The 12,517-nt window shown below is 40.5% G+C and carries 9 protein-coding genes; 7 read left to right on the forward strand and 2 right to left on the reverse strand.

Translation table 11 applies throughout. From position 1 onward, the window contains the following. Positions 1–97: 97 nt before the first annotated feature. Genes MSG66_RS01030 through MSG66_RS01050 form a run of 5 tightly spaced genes read left to right on the forward strand, consistent with a single transcriptional unit; the run spans position 98 to position 5,305 of the window. Positions 98–1,375 (forward strand): MFS transporter, encoded by a 1,278-nt coding sequence (locus MSG66_RS01030; protein WP_202742404.1) that lies wholly within the window; start codon positions 98–100, stop codon positions 1,373–1,375. A 17-nt stretch (positions 1,376–1,392) separates the two neighbouring features. Continuing rightward, positions 1,393–2,061: a 3-oxoacid CoA-transferase subunit A gene (locus MSG66_RS01035; RefSeq protein WP_324651596.1), complete on the forward strand. Its 669-nt coding sequence runs from the start codon at positions 1,393–1,395 to the stop codon at positions 2,059–2,061. Further along, positions 2,061–2,714, forward strand: coding sequence for a 3-oxoacid CoA-transferase subunit B (locus tag MSG66_RS01040; protein WP_324651598.1), 654 nt, complete (start codon positions 2,061–2,063; stop codon positions 2,712–2,714). The genes MSG66_RS01035 and MSG66_RS01040 overlap by 1 nt, the downstream gene beginning before the upstream one ends. Positions 2,715–2,751: 37 nt before the next feature. Further along, positions 2,752–4,068: an outer membrane trimeric porin-like protein DcaP gene (dcaP, locus tag MSG66_RS01045; RefSeq protein ID WP_324651600.1), complete on the forward strand. Its 1,317-nt coding sequence runs from the start codon at positions 2,752–2,754 to the stop codon at positions 4,066–4,068. Positions 4,069–4,087: 19 nt separating this feature from the next. Next, positions 4,088–5,305, forward strand: a complete 1,218-nt coding sequence (locus MSG66_RS01050; RefSeq protein ID WP_262471623.1) for an MFS transporter — start codon at positions 4,088–4,090, stop codon at positions 5,303–5,305. Positions 5,306–5,325: 20 nt separating this feature from the next. Here the strand turns inward: MSG66_RS01050 and MSG66_RS01055 are convergent, their stop codons facing one another. Beyond that, positions 5,326–5,775: a PaaI family thioesterase gene (locus MSG66_RS01055; RefSeq protein ID WP_324652357.1), complete on the reverse strand. Its 450-nt coding sequence runs from the start codon at positions 5,773–5,775 to the stop codon at positions 5,326–5,328. A gap of 304 nt (positions 5,776–6,079) precedes the next feature. On the opposite strand from MSG66_RS01055, the gene MSG66_RS01060 reads away from it, so the two are divergent. Further along, positions 6,080–7,882: an acyl-CoA dehydrogenase C-terminal domain-containing protein gene (locus MSG66_RS01060; protein ID WP_324651603.1), complete on the forward strand. Its 1,803-nt coding sequence runs from the start codon at positions 6,080–6,082 to the stop codon at positions 7,880–7,882. Positions 7,883–8,079: 197 nt separating this feature from the next. After that, positions 8,080–8,883: a thioesterase family protein gene (locus tag MSG66_RS01065; RefSeq protein ID WP_324651605.1), complete on the forward strand. Its 804-nt coding sequence runs from the start codon at positions 8,080–8,082 to the stop codon at positions 8,881–8,883. A gap of 73 nt (positions 8,884–8,956) precedes the next feature. Here MSG66_RS01065 and MSG66_RS01070 read toward each other — a convergent pair whose 3' ends face one another. Then, positions 8,957–12,439 (reverse strand): indolepyruvate ferredoxin oxidoreductase family protein, encoded by a 3,483-nt coding sequence (locus tag MSG66_RS01070; protein ID WP_324651607.1) that lies wholly within the window; start codon positions 12,437–12,439, stop codon positions 8,957–8,959. Between the last annotated feature and the right edge of the window lie 78 nt (positions 12,440–12,517).

Consider the following 12,517-nt stretch of genomic DNA (forward strand, 5'->3'; position numbering starts at 1 on the left):
ATGATAAATAGAAAGATGGATGATTTTTATAAAAATATTCTCTTTCAAATAAATGAGCTTAGGAATACTCACTTTTATGTAATGGATAGGTAAAAATATGAAAATGGAAGCTATAAGTACATTCCAAGACAATGAGGTTACTCAGACACCTAAAAAAGTCTGGGTTCTAGCCTTTATATTTTCATTTCTCACTTTACTTTGTGATGGTGCTGATGTTGGCATTCTAGCTTTTACTCTGACCAGTATTAAGGCCGAATTTGGTTTAACCACAATTCAGGCAGGTGCATTAGGCAGTTGGTCAATTTTTGGTATGGCGATTGGCGGACTGATTGGTGGCTGGGCAAGTGACCGTTTTGGACGAGTCCGTATTATTGTCATTTCAACGGCAGCATTTGCCATACTGTCGAGCCTGACGGGGTTTGCACAGTCCTATGGCCAACTCGCGATCTTAAGAATTATTACCTGTATGGGATTGGGTTGTCTCTACATCGGCTGTAATACTTTAATGTCTGAGATGGTGCCGACCAAATATCGTACAACGGTGTTAGCAACACTGATGACTGGTTATACCCTCGGTTCTTTAACCATTACAGGTCTATCAGGTTGGATTATTCCTGAATTTGGCTGGCGGATGCTGTATTTCATTACGATTATCCCGATTGTTTTGGCTGTTCTCATGTTCTTCTTTGTGCCTGAGCCTGAGTCATGGAGAAAAGCCCGTGCTTTAAAACTTGTTAACCCTGCTGTTGGCACTGCCAAAAAAGCTGAGAATCCGTATATCGCCCTATTTAAAGATAAAAAACACGGCAAGATGCTCATGCTTTGGTCATTTAGTTCTGGGTTCTTGATGTTTGGTTATTTGGGGGTGAGTAACTGGTTGCCTGCTTATCTAGAGTCCGAGTTAGGGATTAAATTTAAAGAAATGGCAATCTATATGATTGGAACATTTTTGACCATGATGTTTGCCAAAGTGCTTGCTGGTTTTGTAGCAGACCGAATTGGACGCCGAGTTGTTTTTGCCTTCGGTACGATTGGAACCGCACTGTTTATACCAGTGGTGGTGTATATGCATACGCCTGAAAACATTGGTTGGCTGATGCTGGTTTTTGGTTTCCTTTATGGTATTCCGTACGCTATTAACGCAACTTATTTAACCGAAAGCTTCCCAACCTCTATTCGAGGTACAGCAGTGGGTGGTGCATTTAATATTGGACGTATTGGAGCGATCTTTGCACCATTAACCATTGGTTATTTAGCAATGCATGGTTCCATTGGTGCAGGTTTATTACTGATGGGTATTGCATATTTTGTCTGTGGGCTTATCCCAACCTTATTTATTAAAGATCGTTTATACGATCCTCAAAAAGCTGAATAACTAAGGAGAGTGAAGAAATGATTAATAAAGTGACCAGTGATATTGAACCGATTTTAAAAGCTATTCCTGATGGGGCAACCATCATGACAGGTGGGTTCGGTGTTACGGGGCAGCCTGTTGAATTAATTGAGGCCTTAATTGATTTAGGCAAGAAAGAACTTACCATTATTAATAACAATGCAGCTTCTGGTGATCGGGGTTTAACGAATCTGATTATTGCCGGTTGTGTTAAGAAAATGATTTGTTCATTCCCTAAATCTGCTGGGTCAACAGTTTTTCAAGATTTATATCGAGCTGGAAAGATCGAGCTAGAGCTGGTTCCGCAAGGGAATTTGGCATGCCGTATTCAAGCAGCAGGCGCAGGATTAGGAGCTGTTTTTACTCCAACTGGCTATGGCACCAAAGTTGCCGAGGGTAAAGAAACCCGAACCATTAATGGTAAAAATTATGTACTTGAATATCCACTTGAAGCTGATTTTGCATTGATTTATGCAGATAAGGCAGACCGTTGGGGTAATTTAACTTATCGCAAAGCGGCCCGTAATTTTGGCCCGATTATGGCAAAAGCCGCAAAAAATACCATTGTTCAAGTTAATGACACGGTAGAGCTAGGAACGCTTGATCCAGAGTGCATTATCACACCAGGAATTTTTGTTCAGCACGTTGTAAAAGTAGGAGATATCTAATGTCAGTTCAAAAACGTTCTCGTGAAGATATTGCCAAACTCATTGCCAATGACATTCCTGAAGGCTCTTATGTCAATTTGGGAATCGGACTTCCTACTAACGTTGCCAAATTTTTGCCAAAAGACAAAGAAATCTTTTTACATTCGGAAAATGGTGTTTTGGCTTTTGGTCCACCGCCACAGCCAGGTGAAGAAGATGAAGACTTAGTCAATGCCGGAAAAGAACTTGTCACTTTATTAGAAGGTGGGTGCTTTATGCATCATGGCGACTCGTTTGACATTATGCGTGGAGGCCATTTAGACATTTGCGTTATTGGTGCATTCCAAGTCGCGGTAAATGGAGATTTGGCAAACTGGCATACGGGTAAAGCAGATGATGTTCCAGCCGTAGGCGGCGCTATGGATTTGGCGGTCGGCGCAAAAACAATTTACGTCTATATGGAACATGTCACAAAAAAAGGTGAGTCCAAAATTGTAAAAGAACTCACATATCCAATGACAGGTGAGCAGTGTGTAGATCGTATCTATACCGATTTATGCATTATTGAACTAAAAGATCAAAAAGCTTATGTCACGGAAATGGTGGAAGGTCTAAGTTTTGAGGAATTACAGGCAGTTACAGACTGTGAGTTGATAGATGCACGTGTAGCCTAAATTACACACGGAAAAACGCTTCTTTAAGGATTAAAAGATGAAAAAATTAATTTTAGCTGCAGCTTGCGCTGCGGCCTCAGGGACTATTTTTGCAAATTCTTCAGATACGACAGAACAAAGAATTAATTTGCTCGAAAGCGAACTACAAAAGCTAAAAGCAGACCTTGCCGCTCAAAAAGAAACTCAAAATAATTTACAGGTCAAACAGGCTCAAATTGAAGAAAATGTCGAAAAGAATAAGAGCATTGAAACAGCTAAGCCGATTGCTCCGTCATGGGTGACTTGGACCGACAATGTTAAGGTTTACGGTATTGCTCGTATTGATGCAGCGGTCGATTTTAAATCTTCGCCTGATTCGGGAGGCAGAACGACAAGTAGCTTAAACCGCACACCTTTTGAAAGTGAAAAACGTTCAAATCATGCGCGTTCGGATGCCATGATTAATGCGAGTCGACTAGGTGTTTATTTTAATAGTCCCAATAAAGCAGTAACGGGAAATATTGAAGCCGATTTCTTTGATAGCTCTAACATGGGAACGGGTGATGGTAAATTCCGTATTCGTCATGCATTTTTCACTTATAAAGATTGGATATTCGGTCAAACATGGTCACTCATGTCCAACATGGAAACACGTACAGAATCTGTGGATTACACACAATTTGTGGGAACTTCTTATACACGGACTCCGCAAATTCGCTATGACTGGAAAATTGATGCCAATAATGATTTAAAAGTGGCTCTAGAATATACAGGTTCCCGAGTCTCAGCTTTTCCAACTTTAACCGGACGCTATACCTTTAAACAAGGACCTTTAACCGCACTGGCTCAAGGTTTTATTAATGAGAAGTCAGCAGATGTAGCCACCTCAACAGTTAAGAAAGTAAGTTGGGGCGCAGGCGGCGGGTTAAAATACCAATTAACGCCACAGCAATCGGTGCAAGCAAATTATCAATATATTGTTGGTGATCAAAAATTTATGCCGTACACCACGCAAAGTGGCTTGGCAAATTCGACAAGTTTAAATGCTGCGGGTGATTTTTCTTTAAATGAAGAAAAAACAGATTTGGTTATGAATAAGTTGAATAGCGTAAATATTGGTTATTCATATAAATTCAATGAGCAATGGCGTGCAAACTTATCGGCTTCAATGTTTGATTATGATGATGACACGGCTTATGCAAAACTCAATCCCGATGCCAATAAACGTTTAACTGACTATGCCGCTAACGTGTTTTATTCACCGATTGAACAAATGGATATCGGCATGGAATACCATCAAGGTAAACGAGAAGTCTTTGATGGCAGAACAGCTGATGTATCGCGTGTAAACTTTGTGTCGATGTATAAATTTTAAAATAGGGCGTAATTAAAAAATGGAAAAAATAGTTCGACCCGATGCAGACAATATTTTGTCAAAAAGCTTTATTTTTATCATGGCGATGACATGCGGGATTTGTGCGGGCTCGAACTATTATAACCAGCCTTTAATTTATTCAATTGCCAAAGCCTTGCAGGCTAATGCCGAGCAAGTGGCTTTAACCATTGTGATTGGACAACTGTCTTATGCGGTAGGTCTGTTTCTATTGGTTCCACTCGGTGATTTCTTTGAAAAGCGTAGTTATATTTGCTTGCTCATGTGTTGTACGGGGCTTGCGCAAGTGGGGCTTTCTTTTAGCCAAACCTTGCCAGTGTTATATGGCTTTACCTTTTTAGCGACATTCTTTTCTATTGCAACTCAAGTTTTGGTTCCTTTCGCCGCAGGTTTGGCAGGTCCGAAAAAAAGCCCGCAAGTTGTTGGGACTCTCATGAGTGGTTTGTTCTTGGGAATTTTATTGGCGCGCTCTATTGCGGGTTTACTTTCTACGGTTTGGTCTTGGCATGCCGTTTATTTAATTAGTGGCATCGTCATTCTGGTTTTTGCTTGGATCATGTGGTCAAAATTACCAGTTGCGCGTAAATCTCATCAACTCAATATTTTACAAATTTACAGTTCATTATTTTCATTAGCGGTACACCAACCTCATCTGCTTCGCCGTGGTTTTGCTGGCGGAATTGGCTTTGGTATTTTGGCCCTTATTTTTACAACCATGACATTCCTTTTAGCCAATGCTCCTTATCATTTTAATGATTTCCAAATTGGTCTATTTGGGATTGTCGGGTTAGCAGGGGTGTTTGCTACACCGTGGGCAGGTAAGAAAATTGCAGCGGGACTTGAGAATAAAGTTGCACTGGTTAGCATGGTTTTATTAATTACTGCATGGATACCACTATTTTTTGCACAGCAATCTTTAGTGGCCTATGCGGTTGGCGTAATTATGGCTTACTTTGGGCTGTCGGCATTTCATGTACTCAACCAAAATCTGGTTTATCGAATTTCCGCGCAGGCTCGTTCTCGCATTAACTCAATTTATATGACGCTCTATTTCGGTGGGGCGGCCTTGGGCTCTTTTATTGCAGTTTATGCGTGGAAACACTGGGGATGGGAAGCCTGTGTAGCCTTAGGTATAAGTCTAGCCATTGTGAGTTTTATGATTGATCGCTTAGATTTCTATGAAATGGACAAAATTGCCAAGCAAGAAAAAGCTCCATAAGCAGGAGCTTAACACGACTTTTATTTTCGAATAATCATTAATGTGGCTGTGGCAAAAGCATACACTTTTCCGTTTTCATCCACGATTTTACCTTCGGTACTAATAATATTGCGCCCCGCATTAATCAACTCGGCCTTAGCATAATAAGACGTATCAACTTGCATGGGACGAATCATCTTTACATTCAAATCAATAGTCCCATAACCAACACCATGTTCGAGTAAAGTATGCGCAGCACTTCCGGTAGCAGTATCTAAAGCTGTAGCGCAAAAGCCGCCATGTACACCGCCTTGTATATTTCGATGTTCTTTTCTAGGGGTAACTTTATAAGTGGCTTTACCTTCGGAAACTTCTACTAGTTGCATAGGGATGGTGTGAGCCATAGGCGATGGAGAAACTTCGCCATTTTTTAAAGCTGTTAAAAATTCAAGACCTGTGTATTTCGGGCTATCCATAAATCGTCCTTGGATGATTAAGCAATGTAATAACAATACTATAAATTGATTTTTTACGGAATAATATTTTGCAATACAAAATTAAAATAACAATCAATTTTTTATTTCTATACCCGTATATTTAATAATTTTATTTAAATACAATATTTTAAATATTTAATGGATGTTTTTACTTATTAAATTTTATGAAAATAGTGAAAACTAGTTTTGCTATAAGAAATTTTTTGATATTTTGGTTGAGTTGAAAAAATAAAAGTCTATTTAAGGAAAAACATATCTGCCTGCATGAAACAGACAGTGAAGTGAAAGGGAAAAAACTATGCCTTTATACAAAGCTCCATTACGTGATATGCAATTTGTTCTGCATGAAATGCTTCAAACAGAAGAGAACTACCAACGGTTAAGCAAATATCAGGAAAGCGTAAATCGAGAATTAATTGATCAATATTTAGAGGCAGCAGCAGATTTCTGTGAAAATGAATTGGCACCTATTAATCAAAATGGTGATCAAGAAGGGTGTCATTTAAATCAAGGCGTAGTGACTACACCGAAAGGTTTTAAAGAAGCCTACCAAAAATATGCCGAACTTGGGTTTACCTCACTAACCGCCGACCCTGAATATGGTGGGCAGGGTTTACCAACTCTATTACGCATTGCGATTTCTGAAATGTTGTGTGGTTCTAACTGGGCTTGGGCAATGTATCAAGGGTTATCTCATGGTGCGATGAGAACAATTGAACACCACGGAACAGAACAGCAAAAGCAGCAGTTTTTAACCAAGTTAATTAGTGGAACCTGGACTGGAACCATGTGTTTAACCGAATCACATGCGGGCTCGGACCTTGGTTTAATTAGAACTAAGGCTGAACCAAATCCGGATGGTAGTTACTCAATTACTGGGGAAAAGATTTTTATATCGGCAGGTGAACACGATCTTTCTGAAAATATTATTCATATTGTTTTAGCTCGACTACCTCAGGCACCCTCAGGCACAAAAGGTATTTCTTTGTTTATCGTGCCTAAATTTAATGTAGACGATGAAGGTAATTTGCAAGAGCGCAATCAGGTCGTCTGTAGTGCCATTGAACATAAAATGGGTATTCACGGAAATGCCACCTGTGTACTTAATTTTGATGGTGCTCAAGGTTATTTGATTGGTCCGGAAAATCGTGGGCTTAATTGTATGTTTACCTTTATGAATACGGCACGTATTGGAACGGCAGTACAAGGGCTCGCTGCTTCTGAAATTTCATTTCAAGGCGCATTAAGTTATGCCAAAGAACGCCTCGCCATGCGTTCATTATCTGGTCCAAAATATCCAGAAAAGAATGCCGATCCGATTATTGTGCATCCTGCCGTGCGTTCAATGTTAATGACACAAAAAGCATTTGCTGAAGGTGGACGTGCGCTGGCTTATTTTCTAGCTCAACATGTAGACATTGTCGAAAGTTCAGCCGATCAAGAACAGCAAAAACAGTCCGATAATCTACTGGCTTTTTTAACACCTATTGCTAAAGCTTTTCTAACTGAGTCTGGTAATGAGTCTGCAAAACATGGTGTTCAGGTGTTTGGCGGGCATGGGTTTATTGTTGAGCATGGAATGGAGCAAATTGTACGCGATGCACGCATTTCAACATTATATGAAGGAACAACCGAAATTCAGTCTTTAGATTTGCTTGCACGCAAAGTTCTAAAGTCGGAAGGCAAGCTCTTAAAGAATATGACGGATCTAATTGATCAATTCATTATTCAATATCAATCCAATGAAGTGCTGAAACCTTATTTAGAAAAATTAGGTGAACTTAAGCAACAATGGTTATCGCTCACTAAAACAATTGCCGAAAAAGCAAAGCACAACCCCGAAGAAATTGGTGCTGCTTCTATAGATTATCTTTATTTTTCGAGTTACGTCGTGTTTGCCTATCTTTGGGTTCGAATGGCTCAAGTTGCCCATGAAAAATTAGAGGCGGGTACACAAGAGGAAGCTTTTTATAAAGCGAAACTAAGTACAGCTAAGTTTTTCTATCAAAAACTTTTGCATCGTACCCAAAGCCATGCAGCTGCAATTGAGTCGGGGGCTGAATCTGTTATGGAGCTTGATCAAGAAGATTTTGCATTTTAATTAATAGTAGTTTTTGAGAGTCAATGGGCGGGATTTTCATTTGGAATTTTACCCATTGATTAAATTTGTAACTTTAGACTCATGAGTTTTTGGTAGGAAAAACCAATTTAGCCAAAGGAATAGATCACTAATATAAGCATTAAAACGTGAACTTTCATTAAATATTGATGTTTGATAAGGACTAAGGAAAGAAAATCATGAATGCTTATTATCAATTACTGAATAGATCAATTGGTCCTCAAGGTGAAGTCATTGCTCATTATTGCTCAACTGTTCATGCACAAGGGGCTTGGAACCCTCATGAACAGCATATGGCACCCGCAAGTGGAGTAATCGCAGCGGAGTTAGAGCAGTTTTCACCACGACAAGATATGCGAATTGGTCGAATTAGTTTTGATATTTTCGGTCTTATTGCATTTGGTGAATTTACGATTAAGACCCAAGTGATTCGTGCTGGAAAAACAATTGAGCTGATTGAAGCTGAAATGCAAGCACAAGGTAAAACTTGTATTGTTGCCAGAGCATGGCGAATGTGTACTCAAGACAGTTCCGATATTGCCGGGCTTGAAGATCAGCCAGTTCATCATCCGGACTCTTTTACAGAGTGGAAGGGTATGAAAAGATGGCCGGGTGGTTTTATTCAAACACTAGTGACAAAAATTGATGATGAGTATCGCGCTGGTAAAGGCATTGTTTGGCTAAATAATGATAAAGAAATGGTTGAAGGGCAGCCGACCACAGATTTCGCACACTTAATTGGAATGGTGGATACCGCAAACGGAATTGTACCAAGACAAGAAGGTGAATTTATGTGGGGGTTTCCAAATCTTGATTTGCAAATTCACATGCATCGTTATCCGCAAGGTAAATGGTTAGGTTTGGAAACTGTTCAGCAATATGGATCGGATGGCATTGGCTTAACAAGTGCAGTTTTACATGACCTCTATGGTCCATTTGGAAGAAGCGAGCAGATTTTAACTTTACGTAAGATGACCAAATAAATATTTGAACCCATAAAAAAGTCATCCCTGAGGATGACTTTTTTATTTTAAGATTTAATTTTTAAGCAATTTCTTAGCTACGAACTTTAATCAGTGTTGGTGTAAGTTCATCCCAACGTACTTTTGCAGCGTCCATTGCTTTCATTTTGATATGTCCATAGCCACGAACTTCTGCTGGTAATTTTGCAATTTCTTCAGCAACAGCCAAGTTATGATTTTCTGGAGCTTCAATAAGTGCTTCAACAAATGCGATATAACGGTCACGCCATGCTTGTTCATGTTGACGCTCTTCTTGACGCGCAAATGGATCAAGGAAAGTTTCACGAAGCCATTGCAAGCGAGCAAGCATCATCATTGGGAAGCGCATCCAGTAACCAAACGCACGTTTACGCACATTTTTCAGGCCACCGAGTAACGCTGGTGGAGCAAGATGGTATGTTAAACGTAAGCCTTTGCCGAACTGTGTTTCAATCGATTCTTTGAAGCTTTTGCCTGTTAACAAACGTGCAACTTCATATTCATCTTTATACGCCATGACTCTGTATAACTGAGTTGCGATGGTGCCAGTTAATTCTTCTGGTAACTTTTTAGCAGCCAGTTCTACAAGGGTACGGTATTTAGTTGCGTAAGCGTCATTCCAATATTCTGTAAGACGAGCAGAGCGGTCGTCAATAAGTTCAGCCAAGGTTTGCGGTGTTTTGGTTTTTGGCATTGCTGCGAGTAAACGTGCAGCTAAAGTCGGATCACTTGCGAGGTGACAACCCACACGGAAAGCTTCAAGGTTCTTTTCAACTGCCGTACCATTTAACTTAATTGCTTTTTCAATACTTTCACGTAATAGCGGGATGCGGCCAGATTGCCATGCCATACCGAGTAATATCTGGTTGGTATAGATTGCATCGCCCATTAGTTGTGTTGCAATACGAGCGGCTGGTAGAGAAACCAGTTGACCTTGATGAACATGACCACGAAGACGATCAATTAAATCGGTAATCGGTGCAAACCAGTCACGAGATTTAATAAATTCAGAAGTAGGCGTGCTGTCTTCATTAACAATGACTAAAGCATCATCTCTTAAGCGAGAAAGAGCTGCAGTACCACCCGCGACTACAGCATCGGCACCAATGAGTAATTCACATTGTCCTGCCGGAATTTTGGTAGAGGAAATTTGATCATCACTTGCTGCAAGTTGTACATATGAATAAACCGTACCGCCTTTTTGAGCAAGTCCAGCCATGTCCATAACACGTGTCGCTTTGCCTTCTAAGTGAGCGGCCATACCAAGGAGGGCACCAATAGTTACAACACCTGTACCACCAATACCACCGACCATAATACGACTTGGAACATCATATAACTGAGGAATGATTGGTGATGTCGGCCAGCCTGCGCCAATTCCTTCAAATTTTGCTGGACGTTTCATATCACGTGTATGAACCGTCACAAAACTTGGACAGAACCCTTCGGCACAAGTGAAGTCTTTATTACAACTACTTTGGTTAATTTGACGTTTAGTACCTAAAGCTGTTTCTACAGGTTCGATAGATAAACAGTTTGATTTTTTCGAACAGTCGCCACAGCCTTCGCAAATATCACTGTTAATGTATAAACGCTCAGCTGGGTCAGGGTAGGCATCACGTTTACGGCGACGGCGTTTTTCACTTGCACAAGTTTGTACATAAATTAAAGCGGTAACACCTGAAACTTCACGCAATTCACGTTGAACAGCATCAAGTTCATTGCGGTGGCGAATTTCTACACCTGGTGCAATACCATCTTCTTCGTTTAACAGTTTAACTTCATCAGTCACAATGACTTGTTTTTTAATACCTTCGGCATCGAGTTGGCGAGTTAATTGTGCAACGCTCAAATGCCCATCTACATGTTGACCACCCGTCATAGCGACAGCATCGTTGTAGAGGATTTTGTAGGTAATATTAGTTTTTGCAGCGATAGATTGACGGATTGCTAAGTAACCCGAGTGGAAATAGGTTCCATCACCAAGGTTCGCGAAAATATGTTTTTCATTAGTAAAGTGCGATGCACCCACCCAGCTTACACCTTCACCGCCCATTTGAGAGAAGGTTTCGGTACCACGGTCAAGCGAAACAGCAATATAGTGACAACCAATACCACCCAGTGCTCGGCTACCTTCAGGGACTACAGTTGATGAGTTATGTGGGCACCCACTACAGAAATAAGGTTTACGCTCAGCTAGATCGATTACACGTTTTGATTCTTGCTCTGCTTTTAGCAGTAAGTCGATTCTATTTTGAATTTGTACTTTTAAGTTTTCTGGAATATCTAGTTTTAAGAAGCGAGTAGCCAGCATTTTTGCAATAGGTTCAGGCTGAAACTCATAGTGACCAATGAGCGGTGCTTCTTCAATAGAGGTACTCCATTCACCTTTACCATCAGTTGCTTTACCAATCACATGTGGACGTTTGCCATCAGGAAGTGAGTACAGCTCATCTTTAATTTGTGCTTCAATAATTGGCCGTTTTTCTTCAATGACAATCAGTTCTTGCAAACCTTCTGCAAATTCACGAACACCTTGTGGTTCTAAAGGCCAAATCATTCCAACTTGGTAAACACGTAGCCCAAGCTGTTGGGCAGTTTCATCTTCAATACCTAAAATGCGTAAGGCTTCAATTGTATCTAAATAACCTTTACCACTTGCGGCAATACCGATACGGGCATTTTCACAAGGCCATGTTACGGTATTGATTTTATTCGCGCGGGCATAAGCCAAAACAGCAGGTAAGCGATATTTATAAAGACGTTCTTCTTGCTGAATGCCGTGGTCTGGCCAACGAATATTAACGCCGTCGGCAGGGAAATCGACATCTTCTGGTATAACTGGGGTGACTCGGTTTAGATCAACATGAACTGAAGCGGAAGTTTCCACAATTTCACTGACCAGTTTCATTGAAGACCATAGGCCAGAAAAACGTGAAACTGCAATGGCATGAACACCAAAATCTAAAATCTGTTGAACGGATGTTGGATAAAAAATTGGAATACCGCAACCAATCATGACATGTTCTGATTGGTGAGGGATTGTAGAAGATTTACAAGAGTGGTCATCACCAAATAAGGCAACCACACCACCACGTTCAGAGGTACCAGCTAAGTTAGCATGACGGAGCACATCGCCTGAACGGTCAACACCTGGGCCTTTGCCATACCACCAAGAAGACACTCCATCATATTTGCCTTGACCTGAAAGGTTAACTTGTTGGGTGCCCCAAATGGCAGTAGCAGCTAAGTCTTCATTTACACCAGGTTGAAATACGACATTATGGGATTTAAGTAATCCTTCAACTTGCCAAAGGAAACTATCATAGTTACCAACAGGGGAACCGCGATAACCAGAAATAAAACCAGCAGTATGATAGCCATTGATTGCATCACGGCGAGTCTGGGCAAGAGGCAAGCGAACAAGCGCCTGAATGCCAGTCATATATGCTGTACCGTTATCACTTATATATTTATCTTCAAGTGACACATCCTTTGTTGCAATAATATTTGGAGTGACTTTTGTAGCGATGTTCATTTATATCTCCTTAGAATTTTTAGTAGTTCGAACTACTTTCTTTTTTCAACATCCAGTTGAATATTTGGAGCAAGTGAC

Source organism: Acinetobacter sp. IK31 (genome assembly GCF_035615195.1).
GTDB classification, from domain to species: domain Bacteria; phylum Pseudomonadota; class Gammaproteobacteria; order Pseudomonadales; family Moraxellaceae; genus Acinetobacter; species Acinetobacter calcoaceticus_C.

Bases quoted from the DNA above. Each gene is read 5' to 3' on its own strand.
- MSG66_RS01030 (WP_202742404.1), top strand. From the start codon at position 98: ATGAAAATGGAAGCTATAAGTACATTCCAAGACAATGAGGTTACTCAG.
- MSG66_RS01035 (WP_324651596.1), top strand. From the start codon at position 1,393: ATGATTAATAAAGTGACCAGTGATATTGAACCGATTTTAAAAGCTATT.
- MSG66_RS01040 (WP_324651598.1), top strand. From the start codon at position 2,061: ATGTCAGTTCAAAAACGTTCTCGTGAAGATATTGCCAAACTCATTGCC.
- dcaP (WP_324651600.1), top strand. From the start codon at position 2,752: ATGAAAAAATTAATTTTAGCTGCAGCTTGCGCTGCGGCCTCAGGGACT.
- MSG66_RS01050 (WP_262471623.1), top strand. From the start codon at position 4,088: ATGGAAAAAATAGTTCGACCCGATGCAGACAATATTTTGTCAAAAAGC.
- MSG66_RS01060 (WP_324651603.1), top strand. From the start codon at position 6,080: ATGCCTTTATACAAAGCTCCATTACGTGATATGCAATTTGTTCTGCAT.
- MSG66_RS01065 (WP_324651605.1), top strand. From the start codon at position 8,080: ATGAATGCTTATTATCAATTACTGAATAGATCAATTGGTCCTCAAGGT.
- MSG66_RS01070 (WP_324651607.1), bottom strand. From the start codon at position 12,439: ATGAACATCGCTACAAAAGTCACTCCAAATATTATTGCAACAAAGGAT.